This window comes from Pseudomonas sp. NPDC087639, from assembly GCF_044743385.1.
Classification (GTDB): Bacteria; Pseudomonadota; Gammaproteobacteria; order Pseudomonadales; family Pseudomonadaceae; genus Aquipseudomonas.
This window is the reverse complement of sequence record NZ_JBIUWI010000012.1, coordinates 19,985-39,528: the sequence shown is the minus strand read 5'-3', so window position 1 is coordinate 39,528 and position 19,544 is coordinate 19,985. Positions and strand designations below refer to the sequence as shown.

The 19,544-nt window shown below is 59.7% G+C and carries 16 protein-coding genes; 8 read left to right on the top strand and 8 right to left on the bottom strand.

What is annotated here, in order from left to right; all coding sequences use genetic code 11:
* Window positions 1-24 precede the first annotated feature (24 nt).
* From ACIOVB_RS07800 to ACIOVB_RS07775, 6 genes are all read right to left on the bottom strand, one after another.
* Window positions 25-1,269: a hypothetical protein gene (locus ACIOVB_RS07800; protein WP_401266410.1), complete on the bottom strand. Its 1,245-nt coding sequence runs from the start codon at window positions 1,267-1,269 to the stop codon at window positions 25-27.
* 52 nt (window positions 1,270-1,321) lie between these two features.
* Window positions 1,322-1,822, bottom strand: a complete 501-nt coding sequence (locus ACIOVB_RS07795; RefSeq protein WP_401266407.1) for a CS1 type fimbrial major subunit — start codon at window positions 1,820-1,822, stop codon at window positions 1,322-1,324.
* 27 nt (window positions 1,823-1,849) lie between these two features.
* Entirely contained in the window at window positions 1,850-2,599 is a 750-nt protein-coding gene (locus ACIOVB_RS07790) for a molecular chaperone (RefSeq protein ID WP_401266404.1), read from the bottom strand.
* Window positions 2,600-2,642: 43 nt separating this feature from the next.
* The gene (locus ACIOVB_RS07785) at window positions 2,643-3,851 is read right to left on the bottom strand and encodes a hypothetical protein (protein ID WP_401266401.1); all 1,209 of its coding nucleotides are present in this window, start codon (window positions 3,849-3,851) and stop codon (window positions 2,643-2,645) included.
* A 3-nt stretch (window positions 3,852-3,854) separates the two neighbouring features.
* On the bottom strand, window positions 3,855-6,377 hold the full coding sequence (locus ACIOVB_RS07780) for a CS1-pili formation C-terminal domain-containing protein (RefSeq protein WP_401266399.1): 2,523 nt from the start codon (window positions 6,375-6,377) through the stop codon (window positions 3,855-3,857).
* Between the two features lie 108 nt (window positions 6,378-6,485).
* A complete protein-coding gene (locus ACIOVB_RS07775) occupies window positions 6,486-6,977 on the bottom strand; it encodes a CS1 type fimbrial major subunit (RefSeq protein WP_187680221.1) in 492 nt (163 codons plus the stop codon).
* Between the two features lie 497 nt (window positions 6,978-7,474).
* Here ACIOVB_RS07775 and ACIOVB_RS07770 point away from each other — a divergent pair, with 497 nt between their 5' ends.
* Both ACIOVB_RS07770 and ACIOVB_RS07765 read left to right on the top strand, forming a co-directional pair.
* Window positions 7,475-8,050: a PadR family transcriptional regulator gene (locus tag ACIOVB_RS07770; RefSeq protein ID WP_187680222.1), complete on the top strand. Its 576-nt coding sequence runs from the start codon at window positions 7,475-7,477 to the stop codon at window positions 8,048-8,050.
* Window positions 8,047-8,832, top strand: coding sequence for a siderophore-interacting protein (locus ACIOVB_RS07765; protein ID WP_401266396.1), 786 nt, complete (start codon window positions 8,047-8,049; stop codon window positions 8,830-8,832). The genes ACIOVB_RS07770 and ACIOVB_RS07765 overlap by 4 nt, the downstream gene beginning before the upstream one ends.
* Before the next feature lie 179 nt (window positions 8,833-9,011).
* Here ACIOVB_RS07765 and ACIOVB_RS07760 read toward each other — a convergent pair whose 3' ends face one another.
* On the bottom strand, window positions 9,012-9,656 hold the full coding sequence (locus ACIOVB_RS07760) for a Pr6Pr family membrane protein (RefSeq protein WP_401266394.1): 645 nt from the start codon (window positions 9,654-9,656) through the stop codon (window positions 9,012-9,014).
* Window position 9,657: 1 nt separating this feature from the next.
* On the bottom strand, window positions 9,658-9,888 hold the full coding sequence (locus ACIOVB_RS07755; protein WP_187680225.1) for a VF530 family DNA-binding protein: 231 nt from the start codon (window positions 9,886-9,888) through the stop codon (window positions 9,658-9,660).
* A gap of 301 nt (window positions 9,889-10,189) precedes the next feature.
* Between ACIOVB_RS07755 and ACIOVB_RS07750 the strand changes: the two genes are divergently transcribed.
* The 6 genes from ACIOVB_RS07750 to ACIOVB_RS07725 all read left to right on the top strand — a co-directional run bounded on the left by ACIOVB_RS07750 (window position 10,190) and on the right by ACIOVB_RS07725 (window position 19,382).
* Complete coding sequence (locus tag ACIOVB_RS07750) at window positions 10,190-11,551, top strand: carbohydrate porin (RefSeq protein ID WP_401266391.1); 1,362 nt, start codon at window positions 10,190-10,192, stop codon at window positions 11,549-11,551.
* Window positions 11,552-11,766: 215 nt separating this feature from the next.
* Window positions 11,767-14,178: a glucose/quinate/shikimate family membrane-bound PQQ-dependent dehydrogenase gene (locus tag ACIOVB_RS07745; RefSeq protein ID WP_401266389.1), complete on the top strand. Its 2,412-nt coding sequence runs from the start codon at window positions 11,767-11,769 to the stop codon at window positions 14,176-14,178.
* A 508-nt stretch (window positions 14,179-14,686) separates the two neighbouring features.
* Entirely contained in the window at window positions 14,687-15,061 is a 375-nt protein-coding gene (locus tag ACIOVB_RS07740; protein ID WP_401266387.1) for a DUF6124 family protein, read from the top strand.
* A gap of 658 nt (window positions 15,062-15,719) precedes the next feature.
* Window positions 15,720-18,137: an endopeptidase La gene (gene lon / locus ACIOVB_RS07735; protein WP_401266385.1), complete on the top strand. Its 2,418-nt coding sequence runs from the start codon at window positions 15,720-15,722 to the stop codon at window positions 18,135-18,137.
* Between the two features lie 214 nt (window positions 18,138-18,351).
* The gene (locus tag ACIOVB_RS07730) at window positions 18,352-18,744 is read left to right on the top strand and encodes a protease inhibitor I42 family protein (RefSeq protein ID WP_187680605.1); all 393 of its coding nucleotides are present in this window, start codon (window positions 18,352-18,354) and stop codon (window positions 18,742-18,744) included.
* A 2-nt stretch (window positions 18,745-18,746) separates the two neighbouring features.
* The gene (locus ACIOVB_RS07725; protein ID WP_401266382.1) at window positions 18,747-19,382 is read left to right on the top strand and encodes a lysoplasmalogenase; all 636 of its coding nucleotides are present in this window, start codon (window positions 18,747-18,749) and stop codon (window positions 19,380-19,382) included.
* Window positions 19,383-19,544 lie beyond the last annotated feature (162 nt).

Here is a 19,544-nt window from a genome sequence, read left to right as displayed (position 1 = left end):
ACAGGCTGGCTGACGCCGCCAGACTCAACCCAACTCCGAATCCCAGATCACCGTGACATTGCCCGAATAGTTACGAGCCACACCTTCGTTGAGCATTTCATCCACCGCTTCACGGGCCACCTCGAAATGCAGCGTGCCGACCTTGCGATCCAGATAGAAACCCGGCTGGAACAACTCGGTGCCACTGCCATCGCGCAGCAGTCGCCGGCGATTCACTGGCTGCCCTGCGCCATCCGTCAGGCCGTTGGGCAGGCTGACGCTGACTTCCAGCGGCACGGCGTGGCCGGCGGTCGACTCCCATAACGCACAGTTGTTGCCCATGACGTACTGGCATTCCATGTTCATTTTGAAGCGGCTCGACGCCGAGATATTGAAGGTCTGGTCGCGCAACAGCCGTGTCGGCTTGCGCCCCTGATCCAGCCAGGACTGCCAGCCCCCCACCGGCTCCAGCACCACGCGATTGCCGCTGGGAGGAATGTCGACCTTCATGGTGTGGGTGACCTTCAGATTGAAGTTGAGGGTCAAAATCGAGTCGTCCGGGGTCAACACATCGCCCATATCGAAATCCATATTCGGGCCGACGGTGTAGGTGATGGAGCCGGTGTAATCGCCCGACTCCATCTTCAGTGGATCAGGTGTGCGCAGTTCGTAGGCGTAAACGAAATACTGGTAATGCATGCCAATCGGAATATCGAACAAGGCCTTTTTCGAGCAGACACCCGCGCCTTCCGGCACTCTCCAGAAACTGTTGTAGCCATGGTGGCCCGCCGTAGCTATACCAACCCCCAGGCACGGTGCCGGAGCGTAGCTCCAGGCCCCTCCTTCCCATAAATCATCCCACCAACCGCCTCCGGTTATTTCACCGACGGATATCGGGAATCCGGTTTCATGACCAATACCGGCAATCCTTAGCTCGACAACGTGCGTATCACCCGAAGCATGGGTGACGGTGACCGTGCGCCAGTCCGAAGGCACCTTGGCCATCCCCCCCTGACGCGGATCAGCGTGGTTGGCCTGAATCGGCGCCTTGGCCTCGAACGGTATGCGCGCAATCAGGCTAAACAGACCCAGGGACTCGCAAGTTGCAGGCACCTGGCGACAAAAACCCTCGGACGGCGTCTGGTTCTTGAACTGATTTCTCTGCGGGTTGGCAAAGTCCGGCTCGAAGGTCGCGTCGATGTTATGCACTTCTGCCGATGCCGCACTGGCAACCAGTGTCAGCAGCAAACCGATCCATGACCGGCAGGCCGGGGCGATTGAAAAGCTCACGGGCGTTCTCCAAAACAGTGTCGATAAAGCCAAGGGAATTTCACGGTCCGACTCACTCGCCCGGCGCCCTGGCGTTGAACAGCAGCAGCACGTTGCCGCTGTAGTCCCCGGGTCGGTAACCACCGTCCGGCTTGATCGGATCGATCTGCAACAGAACCCGTTTGCCCGTAGCGGCTTCTTCCTGCGACACCACTTGGCGCGGTGTCGTCTCGGCGCTCAACTGCACCCCGTTGAAGCTCACCTGCAAATAAATTTCCTCACCGGCACGACCGTTGGACAGGTACGGCTCGGCCTCCAGGCGCGCTTCAATCGCGCTGGTGTCGTGCCGCACATCAAAGTTCTTGCGCACACTGCTCAGACTCGATGTCGAGTGATTCCAGTCGAGCCGCTGGGGCCGGTGAATCCAGTCCGGCTCGGAGGGGATGATGTAGAACGGTCGGCTGGGGATGGTCAGGGACACTTCAAAGGTGTGTTCTTCCCGGGCCGCCCACGCCACGTTGGCTGTCAGAGCCGCCGTGACCATCAGCGCGACAACGGTGCATTGCTTGATCATGTCGGTTACCCGTTGCGTCATTGGAAATCAGGCCTTGCCGCCTGCGACCTTGAGGACTTTCTTATCGCCACCCTCGATCAGGAAAAAGCGGTACTCGCGCCCCTTCTCCTTGTCGAAAGCGAAGGTCTTGCCCGCCAGCAAGTGGTGCTTGGTGGTCGCGCCGCAGTCGGTTTCCTTGTTCACCGCGCAGCTTTTGAACTCGTCGACAATCACCACCGTGTTGCCATCGTTGCGCAGCTCATAACGGCTGTCGGTCTCGGTAATTGCGGTGGCAAAACGCGCATCCTTGGGCCGCACGAAAAACACAATGCCGAACCCGGTCATCACGTTGACCCCGGCTTTCAGCGACTTTTTGTAGTCTTCGCGTTCTTCACCGGTGACGGCGAACTCATCTTCCTTTTCCGGCACCACCGGCACGAAACGTACGCGGAAGTAGCGCTCGCGATCACGCTCGCCCATGTACAGCAAACGCGTGCCCTGCATGCCCTGGGCCGGCACGATCAGCCGCGCGGGGCTGGCCATCAACCCGTTGCGCGAGGCGCCGTCAGCGGCGTTCTGAACCGGGATCTCCTGCGGTGTGCCATCAGCACCGTAGACAATCTCCAGCACGTTGACCTTGACGAACGCTGTCGCGTCGCCGCTGTTGAAGATCCGTTTCAGGTAGGTACTTTTATCGGCATCCAGATAGTCGTATACCGTGCCGACGTTGATCTGCGGACCGGCTTGTGCCGTCAGGTAAAACACGCTGAGCACACCCAGCAAAAAAACACGTTTCATCGGTTTCAACTCCATGAAAAACAAAATGGCCTGACCGGAGTGCTCACACTTCCGAGTCCCAGATAATGGTGATGTTGCCGCTGAGCGTGTCGCTCAGGCCGGGCCTGAAAAGAAAATCGATAGCGTCCCTGGGCATTTCAAAACGCAGTGAGCCGGCCTTGCGGTCGAGATAGACAGTGGGCTGGAAAGGCCCGACCCAAGTGTTGTAAAGCAGCTTGAGCAACTTCACCTCACCGCCACTCGGCCCACCGATTCCGGCGGGCAATGTCAGGAAGGTTTCCACTTCGGTGACGTTGCCTTGCGGACTGCCCAACTTGCAGCGTGTGCCGCCGGTTGAATTGCACAGCATCATGACTTTGAAGCGCGACGAGGCGGAGATGTAGAACAGCTGGTCGCGGTAGATGCTTGTCGGCTTGCGGCCACTGTCGATCCAGCGCATCCAGCCGCCCTCGGGTTCGAGCATGACTTTGTTGCCGCCCGGTGGCAGATCGACCTTCAGGGTGTGCTGCACGTCGAGGACGAAATCCAGATTGAGAACGTTGTCGTCCGGCTGGATCAAAGACCCCAGATCGAAATCGCCGGCCGGACCGATGCTGTAGACCATCGAGCCGCTGTACAGACCCGACGACATGTTCAAGGGATTGGGTGTGCGCAGCTCATAGGCAAAGTCGAGGTACTCCATAGACATGTGCGGGATGGCGTAAGCGGCGGTTTTGGTGCACGCCCCTTCCTGAGGTGTTTTCCAGAAAAACTGGTAAGTCTTGGGTGTGAGGTAGCCCATACCGCTGTACTGACAGGGAGGCGGCGCATTGACCCAGCTGCTTTCCACCCAGAGCTTGCGATGCGCATCGATGTTATCCACTTCGCCGGTGATCGCGGTGGCAGCATCACTCAGGACATAATTGGAACCAATCCCGGTAATACGCACTTCGACGGTTTCCGTTTCCCCGGTTTCACTGTTCTTGACGGTGAGTTGTCGCCAACTGGCAGGCACCCTGATCTGGATATAGTCCGCCGGCACCAGTGGACGCTGCGCGTTAAAACGAATCGGCAGTTGCAGACTGAACATGTTGTTGTCGGCGCACTCGCTTACATGACTTGCGCAGTAACCACTGACCGGTGTCTTGTTGATAAACACGTTTTTGCTCGGTTGCGACGGATCAGGCTGAAACAACGCCCGGATTTCCTGGCTCGCGCCTTCTGCCGATGGCAAAGCCAACGCCAGTAGCAAGCCACACAGGGACTTGTGCATGGCTCAACCCGCCTTCTGATCGGTGGAGGTCACGTCGGCCAGCGTGTCCGGCGTGCAGCGCAGATCGCCGATCATCAGCACATTGTTTTCACTGCGGTGCTGGTTCGCATCGAGGCGGAACTGGCACAGCAACTGGCTGCCCTGACGCACTTCCAGGGTCGGTGAGCCGGCGTTCATCTCCATCGAGAAGAACCCGTCGACTTCCGTCACCCCACGGCTGGCGTGGTTGATCACGTGGTGGCCCTTGAGCGGTTGCCCTTGCCCGTCGACCAGACGACCGAGCACGGTCAGGGTCTTCATCACGCGGATCTTGCGGTACTCCACGCCGCCCTTGTTCAGGTGATAGCGGGTACGCGCCGGTTCAATGGTGGCCGCCGGCACGTGGTTGCCTTCGAAGTCGAAACTCACCGAGCTGTTGCGGTACGCGGTGATCGGAATGAAGTTGCGCCCCGGCTTCAACGCCGCACTGCCGCCGCTGTAATCGTCGGCGCGCAGAGCGATGTCATCGATGTCCGATTCCACATCGACGATCATCCCCGCACCGCGCATCTCGTACTGACTGGTCATGAGCATTTTCTCGCCGCCGACCACCAACGTGCTGTCGACGTTGAGGCCACCAGTGAAATTGCCGTTGTAGGACGAACGCTGAATGAAGGCGTCGCCATTGACCGCATCCGTGCGCCAGTTCGTCAGACTGGACATCCCGACGCCATAGGTGTCGGTCAGCGCGGTGACCGATACGTTTTGCAGTACATGATCCTTGAAGTCCTTGCGCCAGCCGATCGAGCCATTGTTGTCGCGGCTGCCATCACGGGCCGTGCGCGAGCCGATGCTGCCGGTGATCTGCTGACCGGGGGCGCCGAGTGCCATGTTGACGCTCAAATCGACGCCGCGATTGCGCGCATCGCCACTGCTGTAACTGCCCGGCCGATCGAACAGCGACAAGCGCCAACTGGCGTCGCTGCCAAACAGTTCGGTGCGTTGGGTCCAGCCCAGATCCATGCCGACGCCTTCGACGTTGCCCTCGCTGTGCGACACCCGCGCGTTGATCGAACTCTTGCTGCTGACGCGATGGTTGAGCGCCAGCGACGAATTGCTGGTCTGGCCGATAAACACATTGCGCGGACGAATCCGGGTGCCGTCCGGCAGGGTGTCGTAGGTGTTGGTGGTGTCGAGCCAGCTGCGGTTGTGGCTGACGACCACGCTGCCGGAACCATAGTTATAGAGGCTTTGCAGATCCAGACCGGTGCCGTAATCCTCGGTCTTGTAGACGTTGGCATACAGGCTGATGTGGTTGGCCAGCGTCCAGTCGATGGACGTGCCGTATTGCAACTTTTCGCGAATCTGCCGCGCCGACACGCCAAGAATCACCCGTGGATGCAGCAGGTAATTGAGCGCCGCACCGGCGGTGGGGCTGCCGCTGGCCTGAGTGTCCCAGTTGCTCAGCAGTTTGCTTTCCTCACCGGCAAACACGTTGTAGCGCCAGCGGTCGTCGAGGTTGCGCCAGTTGTTGGGCTTGTACACCAACTCCTGGGTGGTGGAGGTGATCTGGCCGTCTTCGATCAGGCGGACTTCCACTTCATAAATGCCACCGGGCAAGGGCCGGGTGTCGAGGGTCTGCAAACCGGCCGGTACCGATTGTGTATTGATCAACAGGCCATCGCGCCAGATTTCCACAGAACCCTGACGGTTGGCGGTGACATAAATCGGATAGACGCTGGGCATCGGGCTGTTGATGGCCAGACTGTCGGAGCTGCCGTACATGACACCGACTGCTGTATCGGGACTGGTGCCGAACGTGCGCGGTTGGCGAGTCAGCCCTTCGGAATTGGGGGTGAAATAGCCCAGGCGGAAAAAACTGCCTTGCAGTTCGCGCTGGGTGTGAAGCTCGTGTACTGCGTGATAAAGCTTGTCATCGGGGCCGCCGAGACGGGCCAATTGCAGGTTCAGCGTCTGGCTCCAGTTACCCAGACTGCCACTGGCCTCAAGGCCGAAACGTCCGCCCAGATCCTGCTCCTGGCCGCCATTGAGGTTGAGCTGATTGCGCACCATCAAACCGCTGCTGCCGCCATCGGGCTGTTCGTAATAACGCTTGGCCTCGACGTCGCGCTCGGCGTTTTCAGTGAGAATCGAAACCAGCGAGTTTTCCAGGTTGTAATGCACTGCCAGCACCTGATCGGGACAGGAACCGGTGCAATTGCCCAGTGGCACGCCGGGCTTGAGAAAAGCAGCCCATTTCTCCCGTTCGGCGGGGCCGAAACGGTTTTCGCTGGTGTCGGTGAATTCCAGCAGGGTGATGCGATCGTCGCGGGACAACACCACCATGGCCTCGCCCAATGGCTGATGATCGAGTTCGACCCGAACCGCCAAAGGTACGTCAAAGAAGTGCTCCTCGAAATCCGCCGGCAAACCTTTGGCCTGAGCCAACAGGCTTCGCGGCGTGGTGCCGGCGGAGTTGGAAGCCACGGCTGCGCTGGCACAAAACAGCAGCGCAAGCGCAGCCGCGATGGGTGTCATCGGGAACATGAACTCTTACTCTGATTACGAATAGTGGAAGTCCGACGGAGCAGAAGGATTGCCTGCCCCGTCGGTGAACGCTGACCTGCGGTCAGCGCTGGGTGCCGGATCGTTCGATCAAGGCGTAACGGCCGGAGGAACGGCGTCGAAGGTCATTGCCACAACACCGGTGTAATCACCCGGGGCGAAGTTAGTGCCAATGGCGCTGATTTTCACCGGCATACGGTAGTTAACGTCCGACTCGGCCTCACCCACTACTTCTTGCGGAGTCAGGGTGAGGGTCTTGTTGTTGAGTTCGACTTTCAAGTCGATGTTGCTGCTGCCCGCGATCAGTTTCGGTGCGCTGTCGAGGCTGGCGTGAACCGAACCGTTGTTGTTGCGCACGTCGAAGAAACCGGTGACTTCGCCCATCTTGCCGGTGCTTGGGTTGTAGCTCATGTCCTGATCCTTATTGACCAGATCAGGATTGGTCGGCACCACGTAGAAGCCGTTGGTCGGAACCTGAGCGACGATGTTGATCGAGTGAGCGGCTTCACCAGCGGCGAAAGCGCCCGAGGAACCCAGTGCCAGAAGAGCCAGAGGAGCAGCGATAGCGATTTTCTTGAACATCGTTCAGTACCTTGTTTTCTTTAAGAGAAGGAGTGATTGAAAGTCCAAGTCAAACGCCAGGGGAGTTGAGCCAGATCAACTTGAACTTTCAATGCCGGAGCATCATCGGCTGTTGCCTCTGGAAAGTAAGCAAGTAACTTCCTATAAGCGCGTAGTTAAACAACCCCATGACCCGCAAGAAAAAAGAACAAAAAATCAATAATCAAAACGATGACTGTAAGTTATTCCCTACATACAGTTTTAGTTGAAAAACCATACAGCAATACGGCCTCGATACAGCGGGCCTTAGTTGCGATTTTAGAATAATCACTCAAGACAAATAGAGTGTTAACTTTAACTTTCAAGTTATCGATGGCTGAAGACTCTCGCGAAAATGCCTATTGCAACATCGGCACAGACCCCACTCGTCAGCTGGCCGGTACTCCGAGCAAAAACGTCTTGCGCCGGCATAAAGATATATCTTAAGTTCTATCTAAACGTGACGAGAGAAGACAGAAATGAGAGACCATCATTCCCCCCACCGAGAACATGGCGACGGCCGTGACGGCTTTGAGAAGCGCCCCGGCCGCGAACGCGGCGGCCGTGGGCCACGCGTGTTCGCCCCCGGTGACCTGAAGTTGCTGCTGCTGGCGCTGGTCGCCGAACAGCCCTGCCACGGCTATGACCTGATCCGCCAGATCGAAGGCATGTTCGACGGCGCCTACAGCCCGAGCCCCGGCGTGATCTACCCGACCCTGACCTTTCTGGAAGAAAGCGAACTGATCACAGGCGATGCCGAGGGCGGCAAAAAACGCTACAGCGTGACCGACGCCGGGCGCCTGTCCCTGAGCGAACAAGCCGTGGCCCTCGACGGCGTGCGCATGCGCATCGACGTCAGCAAACGCTCTTTGCGTGGCCATGACCGGCCGCCGGAAATCCACGAGGCGGTGCACAACTTGCGCCACGCCCTGCAACTGCACCACGGGCGCTGGAGCCCGGAAGAAATCCAGCGCGTGCGTGACCTGCTCAACGACACCGCCAAAGCCATCGTCGACGGCCCAGCCGTTCAACCTGCCCCGGAGAAAGCCGAATGACTGCAGTCGATACTCAAACCATTCACCGCGTGACACACGAAATCAAACGCCGTCGCCTCGAAGTGTTACGCGTGGTCGATATCACCCCGCGCATGCGCCGCATCACCCTCGGCGGGCCGGAGCTGGCCGGGTTCATCAGCCTCGGCACCGACGATCACGTCAAATTGCTGTTCCCGCAGAACGCCGAACAAACGGCCGCGCTGGAAACCATGGTGCTCGGCAGAAAGAACGATGGCCCGACACCCGAGATGCGCGACTACACCCCGCGCCGCTATGACCTCGACAAACTTGAGCTGGACATCGACTTCGTCCTGCACGGCGATGGCCCTGCCTCGACCTGGGCGGAACAGGCCGCACCTGGGCAGTTCCTGCACATCGGCGGCCCACGCGGCTCGATGATCGTGCCGGACATCTTCGACAGCTACCTGCTGATCGGTGACGAAACCGCCCTGCCCGCCATCGCCCGCCGCCTCGAAGGCCTGGCGGCCAATCGCAAGGCGCTGGTGGTGATCGAAGTGGAAAACGGCGCCGAGCAGCAAGCACTGGAGAGCGCGGCGCAGGTCAATGTGATCTGGGTGCTGCGTGAGGGCGGCAAGGACAACCTGCTGACCACCGTCAAACAGTTGCAGGTGCCCAAAGGCAATCTGTATGCGTGGGTGGCGACAGAGACCAAGATTTCGCGGCAGATCCGCCGGGTGTTGCTGGATGAGCATGGACTCGATGAGAAGCTCGTCAAAGCCGTCGGCTACTGGCGCGCCGAGGGTTCTGAAGAAGAGGAATGATATCCCCTGCTTTGTACAAACCAACTGTGACTGGGGACTATTGTGGTGAGGGGATTTATCCCCGATGGCTGCGCAGCAGCCCCAACCCAGCACCTCGGTGAATCAGGTAAATCGCGCTGGCAGGTATCAGGGCTGCTTCGCAGCCCATCGGGGATAAATCCCCTCGCCACAGTTTTCAATCAACTGTGCAGTTGAGGCCGAGACCAGCGATCGAGGCCAATCACCGCCAACCCAATCACCACAAACCCCACCAATATCCCCCCGGCATTGATGAACACCTGTGGATAACCCAGCACCGACACATCAATGAACGGATACGCATACGCCCCCAGCACATGCCCGCGCAGCAAGGCATAAGCGAAATACGCCAGCGGATAAATCAGCCACAGCGGCAGATGCCAAAGACGCAAGGTGCCTTTGGGTACGCAACACCACCAATAGCCCAGAAACAGCAACGGCATCACGTCGTGAAGCAATTCGTCAGCGATGAATTGCCAGCCTTCGGGGTGCCATAAATGCCGCAGCAAAAGGCTATAAGCGACACCGACCACCACAATACTCACCGCCACCCCACTGCTCACCCACGGTTGCAAAAACCAGCGGCGCGCGGCGGATTCACGCGGCGTGACGGCGCAGGTCAGCACCGTCGCCACCAACGTGTTGGTCAACACCGTGAAGTAACTGAAGAAACTCACCAGGCCGCCCAACAGACTGGCGCCGACACTCAAACGCGCGAAGAAAATCAGGTACAGCTGAATGGCCAGTCCCGCCCAGCCAAGCATGGCGGCGAGGATGATCAGGCGTCGGCGCCATACGGCGTCCATCTCAGAGCGGTCGCTTGGTGCGCATCAGTTTCACGTACAGACGCTCGACCTTCTCCCGCGCCCACGGGGTTTTACGCAGGAACGTCAGGCTCGACTTGATGCTCGGATCGCTCTTGAAACAACGGATGTCGATGCGCTCGGCCAAACCAGACCATTCGTAATGGGCCACGAGAGCGGTGAGGATCTGTTCGAGGGTTACGCCGTGCAGCGGATCGGGGGATTGTTCGTTCATGCCAGGCCTTTGGACGAAGTGAAAATGCAGAAGCCGCGCACCTTAGCCGAGGGGGTGATCGGGTGGAAGGCCTTGCATCAAATGTAGGCCAACCCGAAAAGATCGCAGCCTGCGACCGGACCCGCAATGCGCCCGTTTGCCGCACTGTTACCGAATCCGAAACTGTTCATGTCAATAAAACCCCTTTGTCTTTTTGTTACAGATCATTATCCTGCCGCCTTTCCGCTGAATCGCTTCACTGCCTGCGTCAAATCGTAGCGGTCAGCTCATCCCCAAAAAAAGATCAAGAAAGACCCCTTTTATGCCCGATTTTCCGTTCTTCCGAGACAGCGCTATCTCATCCCTGCGCGTGATCGGCGGCTGCGCCGCCCTTGGCCTCGCCACCTGCGCCCACGCGGCTCCCGCGTTCGACAGCGAATCACCGTACATGCTCGGTGACTGGAACGGCACGCGCACCGAACTCTCGGAAAAAGGTTACGACTTCAAACTCGATTACACCGGCGAAATGGGCAGCAACCTGCACGGCGGCTACGACCACGACCGCACCGCACGTTACAGCGACCAGTTCGGCCTCGGCACACACTTGGACCTGCAAAAGATCCTCGGCTGGGACGACGCCGAGTTTCAACTGACCATCACCAAACGCAGCGGCAACAACATCAGCAACGACCGCATCAACGATCCCCGCGTCGGCGGCTTCACCTCGGCTCAGGAAGTCTGGGGCCGTGGCCAGACCACGCGCCTGACGCAGATGTGGTACCAGCAGAAATTCTTCGATCAGAAACTCGACATCAAGGTCGGCCGTTTCGGCGAAGGCGAAGACTTCAATACCTTCCCCTGCGACTTCCAGAACCTGGCGTTCTGCGGTTCGCAGGTCGGCAACTGGGTCGGCGGCATCTGGTACAACTGGCCGGTCAGCCAGTGGGCGCTGCGCGTCAAATATCACCTGACGCCGGAGCTGTACGCACAGGTCGGCGCCTACGAGCAGAACCCGTCGAACCTTGATCGCGGCAACGGCTTCAAACTCAGCGGCAGCGGCACCCAAGGCGCGATCCTGCCGGTGGAACTGGTGTGGACGCCAAAGCTCAATGGCCTGCCGGGCGAATACCGCGCCGGTTACTACTACAGCAACGCCAAGGCCACTGACGTCTATAAAGACAACAATGGCCAACCGGCAGCGCTGAGCGGCGAAGCCTACCGCAGCGCGTCGAGCAAACACGGCGTGTGGTTCGGTGCCCAGCAGCAGATCACCAGCATCGCCAGCGACAACAGCCGTGGCCTGAGCGTGTTCGCCAACGCCACGATGCACGACAAGAAAACCAACGCCATCGACAACTACGTCCAGGCCGGCCTCACCTACAAAGGCCCGTTCGACGCCCGCGCCAAAGACGACATCGGCTTCGCCCTGGCTCGCGTGCACGTCAACCCGGCCTATCGCAAAAACGCCGAAGCGAGCAACCGGGCCAACGCGGTCTACGACTACGACGATCCATCGTTCCTGCCGCCGCAAGACACCGAATACAGCGCCGAACTGTATTACGGCGTGCACGTGACGAACTGGCTGACCGTACGCCCGAACCTGCAATACATCCGCCATCCGGGCGGCGTGGACAAGGTCGATGACGCACTGATCGCGGGGCTGAAGATCCAGTCCTCGTTCTAACCAACACCACGGATCAAATGTAGGAGCGCGCCTGCTCGCGAAAGCAATTTCAACTTCACCAAAGAAGTCGACTGACACACCGCTTTCGCGAGCAGGCTCGCTCCCACATAAAATTCGTTAGCTAAACAAGTTTTTATCTGAACCATGCCCACGCCAAATCGTCATCTAAAGTGACTACAGCGCGGGACTACATAAACGTCACGGAGATTCACACTATGAGCACCGTAAGTGCTTCGAGTCGGGGCCGTCTGCTACCGGGCCTGCTCGGCATTCTGTTTCTACTGATGGGCCTGGCCATGCTGGCCGGGGGAGTCAAGCTGAGCATGCTCGGCGGCTCGCTGTACTACCTGCTGGCCGGTATCGGCATCACGCTGACCGGCATTCTGATGCTGCTGCGCCGTCGCGCGGCGCTGGGCCTGTACGCCATCGTGCTGTTCGCAAGCACTGTTTGGGCCTTGTGGGAAGTCGGTCTGGACTGGTGGCAACTGGTGCCGCGTCTGGCGCTGTGGTTTGCCCTCGGTTTCGTGATGCTGCTGCCGTGGTTCCGTCGTCCGCTGCTGCTCGCCGGCCCTGCGCCAATGGGCACCGGCGGTCTGACCGTGGCGGTGGTTCTGGCCGGCGTCACGGCTCTGGCCAGCCTGTTTACCCACCCGGGCGAAACTTTCGGCGAACTGGGCCGCGACACAGCCGACATGACCAGCACCGCGCCAGCCATGCCTGATGGCGACTGGCAGGCCTACGGCCGCAGCGAATTCGGTGATCGTTATTCCCCGCTCAAGCAGATCACCCCGGCCAACGTCGGCAAGCTGCAAGAAGCCTGGCGCATCCAGACCGGCGACCTGCCGACCGCTGATGACCCGGTTGAGCTGACCAACGAAAACACCCCGCTCAAAGCCAACGGCATGATCTACGCCTGCACCGCGCACAGCAAAGTGCTGGCACTGGACCCGGACACCGGTAAAGAACTGTGGCGCTTCGACCCGCAGATCAAGAGCCCGGTCGGCTTCAAAGGCTTCGCCCACATGACCTGCCGTGGCGTGTCGTATTACGACGAAGCCGCTTACGCCAAGTCTGAAAACGCGGCCTCCGCCGTGATTTCCGAAGCTGGCAAAGCCGTTGCTCAGGCCTGCCCACGTCGTCTGTACCTGCCAACCGCTGATGCGCGCCTGATCGCGCTGAACGCCGACACCGGCAAAATCTGCGAAGACTTCGGCAACAAAGGTGTGGTCGACCTGACCCAAGGCATCGGCCCGTTCACCGCCGGTGGCTACTACTCCACCTCGCCGGCCGCGATTACCCGTGATCTGGTGATCATGGGCGGTCACGTCACCGACAACGAGTCGACCAACGAGCCATCGGGCGTGATCCGCGCCTACGACGTGCGCGACGGTCACTTGGTGTGGAACTGGGACAGCAACAATCCCGACGCCACCGAGCCATTGGCCCCAGGCGAAACCTACAGCCGTAACTCGGCCAACATGTGGTCGCTGGCCAGCGTCGACGAAAAACTCGGCATGGTTTACCTGCCACTGGGCAACCAGACCCCAGACCAGTGGGGCGCCGACCGCACCCCGGGCGCCGAGAAATTCAGCGCCGGTGTTGTAGCGCTGGACCTGGCCACCGGTAAAGTGCGCTGGAACTACCAGTTCACCCACCACGACCTGTGGGACATGGACGTTGGCAGCCAGCCAACCCTGCTCGACATGAAAACCGCCGACGGCGTGAAACCCGCGCTGATCGCTCCGACCAAACAGGGCAGCCTGTACGTCCTCGACCGTCGTGACGGCACGCCGATCATCCCGATCAAGGAAATCCCGGTACCGCAAGGCGCCGTGAAAGGCGACCGCACCGCACCGACCCAGGCCCGTTCGGACCTCAACCTGCTGGCCCCGGAACTGACCGAAAAAGCCATGTGGGGCGCGAGCCCGTTCGACCAGATGCTGTGCCGCATCCAGTTCAAGGAACTGCGTTATGAAGGCCAGTACACCCCGCCGTCGGAACAGGGCAGCCTGATCTACCCGGGTAACGTTGGCGTGTTCAACTGGGGCGGCGTGTCGGTCGATCCGGTTCGTCAGATGCTGTTCACCAGCCCGAACTACATGGCCTTCGTCTCGAAAATGGTGCCACGCGAGCAAGTCGCCGCCGGCAGCAAGCGCGAGAGCGAAACCGCTGGCGTGCAACCGAACACCGGCGCGCCATACGCGGTGATCATGCACCCGTTCATGTCGCCATTCGGCGTACCGTGCCAGGCCCCGGCCTGGGGCTACGTCGCCGGTATCGACCTGACCACCAGCAAAGTCGTGTGGAAACGCAAAAACGGCACCAGCCGCGACAGCTCGCCAATCCCGATCGGCTTCACCCTGGGCGTCCCTAGCATGGGCGGCTCGATGGTAACGGCCGGCGGCGTCGGCTTCCTCAGCGGCACCCTCGACCAGTACCTGCGCGCCTACGACGTCAACTCCGGTAAAGAGTTGTGGAAAGCGCGTCTGCCGGCTGGCGGCCAAGCGACCCCGATGACCTACACCGGCAAGGACGGCAAGCAATACGTCCTGCTCGTTGTCGGCGGCCACGGCTCGCTGGGCACCAAAATGGGTGACTATGTGATTGCTTACAAACTGCCGGAATAAGCGTTAGCGGCGGTAAAACAAAGGCGACATCCTGTGAGGGATGTCGCCTTTTTTGTTACCAACAATTCCCCCTGTAGGAGCTGCCGAAGGCTGCGATCTTTTGATCTTGTTTCTGACAATCAACGTCAAAAGATCGCAGCCTTCGGCAGCTCCTACAGGTTGGAATGTGTGGGGTTGTAGGAATTGTGCTTGTCCTACAGATGCTGAAGATTGCGCGGAGTTTTCCGACAACTCGCGTCGGTTGTGCGTCGGAAATGGGATGGATAGGCTCGGTGGGTCGCTGCAAATTCAGCGATGGGGCGTCGCGGCCCGATAACTGATGCATAATCGCCAACCTGACGGCACCTCGGTGCCCGTTGTTTGTGTCATGGCGGCTGTGCGCGGGATACCGTCCTTGGAGGTATGCCGATTTCTCAGTTATCGGTCCGCGAACCCGCGTACAGCTGCCACCTCAGATTGCGTCGCGGCAATCGAAGGCAGCTCCACTTTCACAAACTGAGTATTCATCATGAAAAAGCCAACACCAAATCCACCAGAAACCAACGACACCTCGCCCTACCAATCCCCCGATTCGAAGAAATTCCACGAAGCCGCCGAACGCGCCCTCGACCACTACCTCAAACCCAACGCGCTCACCTTGCGGTTCCACAAACCCAGCACCATGTTCCAGGTCGCGCCCGATCAAGACAGCGAAAGCCTGCTGGTACATGCCTGCGAATCCCTGGCACAAGCCAGCCTCATGACCAGCGACATCGCCGCCTACATTGACCTCCCGCAACGGCGCACGATTTTGGCGATCCAGCAAATCATCATGCTGGCGGAACTGGCGGTGAACCGCGTGCTGGATAACCACGAAATTTCCCAATCCCCAACACACAGCTGAAAAGCCCCTCACCCTAACCCTCTCCCAAAGGGAGAGGGGACTGACCGAGGTGTTTGAAAGAAGTACGCCGACGTGAAATACCGAGGCGAACTCAGATTTTGAAAAGCCCACAAATAGGCCTCCTCTCCCTAGGGAGAGGGCTGGGGTGGGCAAACCCACCACAAAACAAAAGCCAAGCGAGCGCTCCTCACCACTCAACAGGATGAGCGTTAGCTCGGCTGCAGCTTTTGACGTACCGGCCCCTTCGGCAGGCTGAGTGAAGGTGTTCATCCGGGGGTAGGCGCGCAGCGCCGTTCGACGAAGTCGAACACATCGAGAGGAGGTGCAGCGAAGCAAACCGGAGGCGATGCCCCCGGATGAGCACCGTAACGAAGGAACCCCGAGCCCCAGCGAGCGGGCCGCACGCCGGGGCCCAGCGTTTTGGTTACTTTTGGGCGTCTGCAAAAGTGACTCGCTGTAAAAGCGAAACCGCCAGCAGCGGCACCGCAAAAACGGATATACCCCCAAAACCCCAAGAACATGGTCGGCCCAAAGGCCGCCAAGTCCAAAGCGTGAACCCTGTCAAAACCCTGAACACACAACCAGAAACACCCACCCCCATTGAAACCACTCAAGCCCTGCCCCATCTAACACCCATACCCAATTGCGCAGGTGCCCCATGAGCGACCAGCAAGAATTCCCTGAAAGCCCCGACGACTACACCGAAGCCGAACACATCGAACACACCGCCTCCGGCAAAGGCCTCGCCCTGCCCGGCCAGAACTTGCCGGACAAGGTCTACATCATCCCGATCCACAACCGCCCGTTCTTCCCGGCACAAGTCCTGCCAGTCATCGTCAACGAAGAACCCTGGGCCGAAACCCTCGAACTGGTCAGCAAATCCGAACACCACTCCCTGGCCCTGTTCTTCATGGACACCCCCCAGGAAGACCCGCGCCACTTCAACACCGACGCATTGCCGCAATACGGCACTCTGGTCAAAGTCCACCACGCCAGTCGCGAAAACGGCAAACTCCAATTCGTCGCCCAGGGCCTGAGCCGCGTACGCATCAAAACCTGGCTCAAACACCACCGCCCGCCGTATCTGGTCGAAGTCGAATACCCGCATCAGCCCACCGAGCCGACCGACGAGGTCAAGGCCTACGGCATGGCGCTGATCAACGCGATCAAGGAACTGCTGCCGCTCAACCCGCTGTACAGCGAAGAGCTGAAAAACTACCTCAACCGCTTCAGCCCCAACGACCCGTCGCCGCTGACCGACTTCGCCGCCGCCCTGACGTCCGCCACCGGCCCCGAGCTGCAAGAAGTGCTCGACTGTGTGCCGATGCTCAAGCGCATGGAAAAAGTCCTGCCGATGCTGCGCAAGGAAGTCGAAGTCGCGCGCCTGCAAAAAGAGATTTCGGCGGAAGTTAACCGCAAGATCGGCGAGCATCAGCGCGAGTTCTTCCTAAAAGAACAACTCAAAGTCATCCAGCAGGAACTCGGCCTGACCAAGGACGACCGCAGCGCCGACCTTGAACAGTTCGAACAGCGTCTGGAAGGCAAAGTCCTGCCGGCGCAGGTGCAAAAGCGCCTCGAAGAAGAAATGCACAAGCTGTCGATCCTCGAAACCGGCTCGCCGGAGTACGCGGTCACCCGCAACTACCTCGACTGGGCGACCTCGGTGCCGTGGGGCGTGTACGGCGAAGACAAACTCGACCTCAAGCACGCACGTAAAGTCCTCGACAAACACCACGCCGGCCTCGACGACATCAAGGATCGCATCCTCGAATTCCTCGCCGTCGGTGCTTACAAAGGCGAAATCAGCGGTTCCATCGTGCTGCTGGTTGGCCCGCCGGGCGTGGGTAAAACCAGTGTCGGTAAATCCATCGCCGAATCCCTCGGACGACCGTTCTACCGCTTCAGCCTCGGTGGCATGCGCGACGAAGCCGAGATCAAGGGCCACCGCCGCACCTACATGGGCGCGCAGCCGGGCATACTGGTGCAGGCGTTGAAAGACGTCGATGTGATGAACCCGGTGATCATGCTCGACGAGATCGACAAGATGGGCCAGAGCTACCAGGGCGACCCGGCCTCGGCGCTGCTGGAAACCCTCGACCCGGAGCAGAACGTCGAATTCCTCGACCACTACCTCGACCTGCGCATGGACCTGTCGAAAGTCCTGTTCGTCTGCACCGCCAACACATTGGATTCGATCCCTGGCCCATTGCTGGACCGAATGGAAGTGATTCGCCTGTCGGGCTACATCACCGAAGAAAAAGTCGCCATCGCCAAGCGTCACCTGTGGCCGAAACTGCTGGAAAAGGCCGGCGTGTCCAAAGGCAGCCTGAGCATCAGCGACAGCGCCCTCAAAGCCTTGATCGACGGTTACGCCCGTGAAGCCGGCGTGCGTCAGTTGGAAAAACAACTGGGCAAACTGGTGCGCAAAGCGGTGATGAAGCTGATCGACGAGCCGAAAGCGGTGATCAAACTCGGGCCGAAAGATCTGGAAGCCTCGCTCGGTCATCCGGTGTTCCGTAATGAGCAGGTTCTGTCCGGCACTGGCGTCATCACCGGCCTGGCGTGGACCAGCATGGGCGGCGCCACATTGCCGATCGAAGCGACGCGGATTCACACGCTCAACCGTGGTTTCAAACTCACCGGGCAACTGGGTGATGTGATGAAGGAATCGGCGGAGATCGCTTACAGCTATGTCAGCTCGAACCTCAAGCAATTTGGTGGAGACGCGAAGTTCTTCGACGAAGCCTTCGTTCACTTGCACGTGCCAGAAGGCGCGACACCAAAGGACGGCCCGAGCGCCGGCGTGACCATGGCCAGTGCCCTGCTCTCACTCGCGCGTAATCAAGCGCCGAAAAAAGGCGTGGCGATGACCGGCGAGTTAACGCTGACCGGGCATGTGCTGCCGATTGGCGGGGTGCGCGAAAAGGTGATTGCGGCGCGGCGGCAGAAGATTTTCGAACTGATTTTGCCGGAGCCGAACCGTGGCAACTTCGACGAATTGCCGGAGTATTTGAAGGAAGGTATTACCGTGCACTTTGCCAAGCGCTTTGCTGATGTGGCGAAGGTGCTCTTCTGATAACTCGGTAGCGCCGGCTCTACCGCTTTCGCGAGCAGGCTCGCTCCCACAGGGTTGTGCAGTGAACACAGAAATTGTGAACACCGCTGCCCACTGTGGGAGCGAGCCTGCTCGCGAAGGCGTCAGTCCTGACAACCCCTCCCCTGACTGTCACACTTTGTCTCATCTTCAGTTATGCTCGCCGTTCGTCGTAAACGCCGGAGCCGCTGACCTTATGTCCCCCACTCGCCTGTTTGTCCCCCTCGCCCTTTCCTTGCTGGCCGCTTGCGCCACGCAGCCGAAACACAACGTGACCGTGGAAAAACAGAGCGAATGCCCCGTGCGGCTCACCAACGGGCAAAACCTGATCGTGATGTTGCCCAGCAACCCGACCACGGGTTATCGCTGGGCCATTCAAGATTCGGCCGGTGGCGTGTTGCGTGCGCTCAGCCCCGAGGTTTACAGCAACCCGGAAGATGCCGGTGTGGTCGGCGCTGCCGGCCTTTCGACTTGGCGCTTCCAGGCTTTCGCCCCCGGCACCGGGCGTCTGCGCTTGACCTCGCAACAGCCGTGGGCACCGGAAGTGTTGCCGGTGGAAACCTTTGACTGCGCCATTTCGGTGAACTGATCGTGGGCTGGCTGATTCTGGCGCTGATGGGCGCGGTGACTTTTCTCTACGGTGTGAGCACCCACGCGGCGCTGCTTTGCCTGTTGGTCAAACCGTTACCGGTGCTGGCGCTGCTCGGCTGGCTACACGACGCCCCGCCCAGCGACTATCGGCGCTGGATCAGCCTTGGACTGATTTTCTCGCTGCTCGGCGATGTATTGCTCGCGTGGCCGGGGGATTTGTTTGTGTTTGGCCTCGGAGCGTTTCTGGTTGCACATCTGGCGTACCTCAAGGCTTACCTCAGCGATTGCAAACGTCTGGCGCTGTTGCCGCTGGTGCTCGCCGTCGTTGTCGGCGCGGTGCTGCTGGGCATTCTGATTTCCAGCGGACTCGGGCCATTGCTGATTCCCGTGATTGTTTACGCCACCGCCATCAGCGCGATGCTCTGGCGCGCCCTCGCTCGCCTGGGAACTGATGTGCCGAAGCGTTCGGCGTTGCTGGCTGCGGCAGGTGCAGTGATGTTTGTGTTCTCCGACAGCGTGATCGGCATCAACCGCTTCGTCGCGCCGTTCAATGCCGCGCCGTACATCATCATCCTCAGCTATTGGCTTGGGCAGTGGGGCATCGCGGCGTCGGCCTTCTCCCAAAAACACCGCTAAATCCTGTGGTGAGGGGATTCATCCCCGACCGGCTGCGCAGCAGTCGTAAAACCTATGCACGCGGTCTGCCTGACATACCGTGCTGACCGGTTTTGGGGCCGCTTCGCAACCCATTGGGGATAAATCCCCTCGCCACGTCGGACAACCCAAGCATCCCCGCGC

Bases quoted from the DNA above. Each gene is read 5' to 3' on its own strand.
- ACIOVB_RS07785 (WP_401266401.1), bottom strand. From the start codon at position 3,851: ATGCACAAGTCCCTGTGTGGCTTGCTACTGGCGTTGGCTTTGCCATCG.
- ACIOVB_RS07770 (WP_187680222.1), top strand. From the start codon at position 7,475: ATGAGAGACCATCATTCCCCCCACCGAGAACATGGCGACGGCCGTGAC.
- ACIOVB_RS07790 (WP_401266404.1), bottom strand. From the start codon at position 2,599: ATGAAACGTGTTTTTTTGCTGGGTGTGCTCAGCGTGTTTTACCTGACG.
- ACIOVB_RS07795 (WP_401266407.1), bottom strand. From the start codon at position 1,822: ATGATCAAGCAATGCACCGTTGTCGCGCTGATGGTCACGGCGGCTCTG.
- ACIOVB_RS07740 (WP_401266387.1), top strand. From the start codon at position 14,687: ATGAAAAAGCCAACACCAAATCCACCAGAAACCAACGACACCTCGCCC.
- ACIOVB_RS07760 (WP_401266394.1), bottom strand. From the start codon at position 9,656: ATGGACGCCGTATGGCGCCGACGCCTGATCATCCTCGCCGCCATGCTT.
- ACIOVB_RS07780 (WP_401266399.1), bottom strand. From the start codon at position 6,377: ATGTTCCCGATGACACCCATCGCGGCTGCGCTTGCGCTGCTGTTTTGT.
- lon (WP_401266385.1), top strand. From the start codon at position 15,720: ATGAGCGACCAGCAAGAATTCCCTGAAAGCCCCGACGACTACACCGAA.
- ACIOVB_RS07775 (WP_187680221.1), bottom strand. From the start codon at position 6,977: ATGTTCAAGAAAATCGCTATCGCTGCTCCTCTGGCTCTTCTGGCACTG.
- ACIOVB_RS07750 (WP_401266391.1), top strand. From the start codon at position 10,190: ATGCCCGATTTTCCGTTCTTCCGAGACAGCGCTATCTCATCCCTGCGC.
- ACIOVB_RS07745 (WP_401266389.1), top strand. From the start codon at position 11,767: ATGAGCACCGTAAGTGCTTCGAGTCGGGGCCGTCTGCTACCGGGCCTG.
- ACIOVB_RS07765 (WP_401266396.1), top strand. From the start codon at position 8,047: ATGACTGCAGTCGATACTCAAACCATTCACCGCGTGACACACGAAATC.
- ACIOVB_RS07755 (WP_187680225.1), bottom strand. From the start codon at position 9,888: ATGAACGAACAATCCCCCGATCCGCTGCACGGCGTAACCCTCGAACAG.
- ACIOVB_RS07730 (WP_187680605.1), top strand. From the start codon at position 18,352: ATGTCCCCCACTCGCCTGTTTGTCCCCCTCGCCCTTTCCTTGCTGGCC.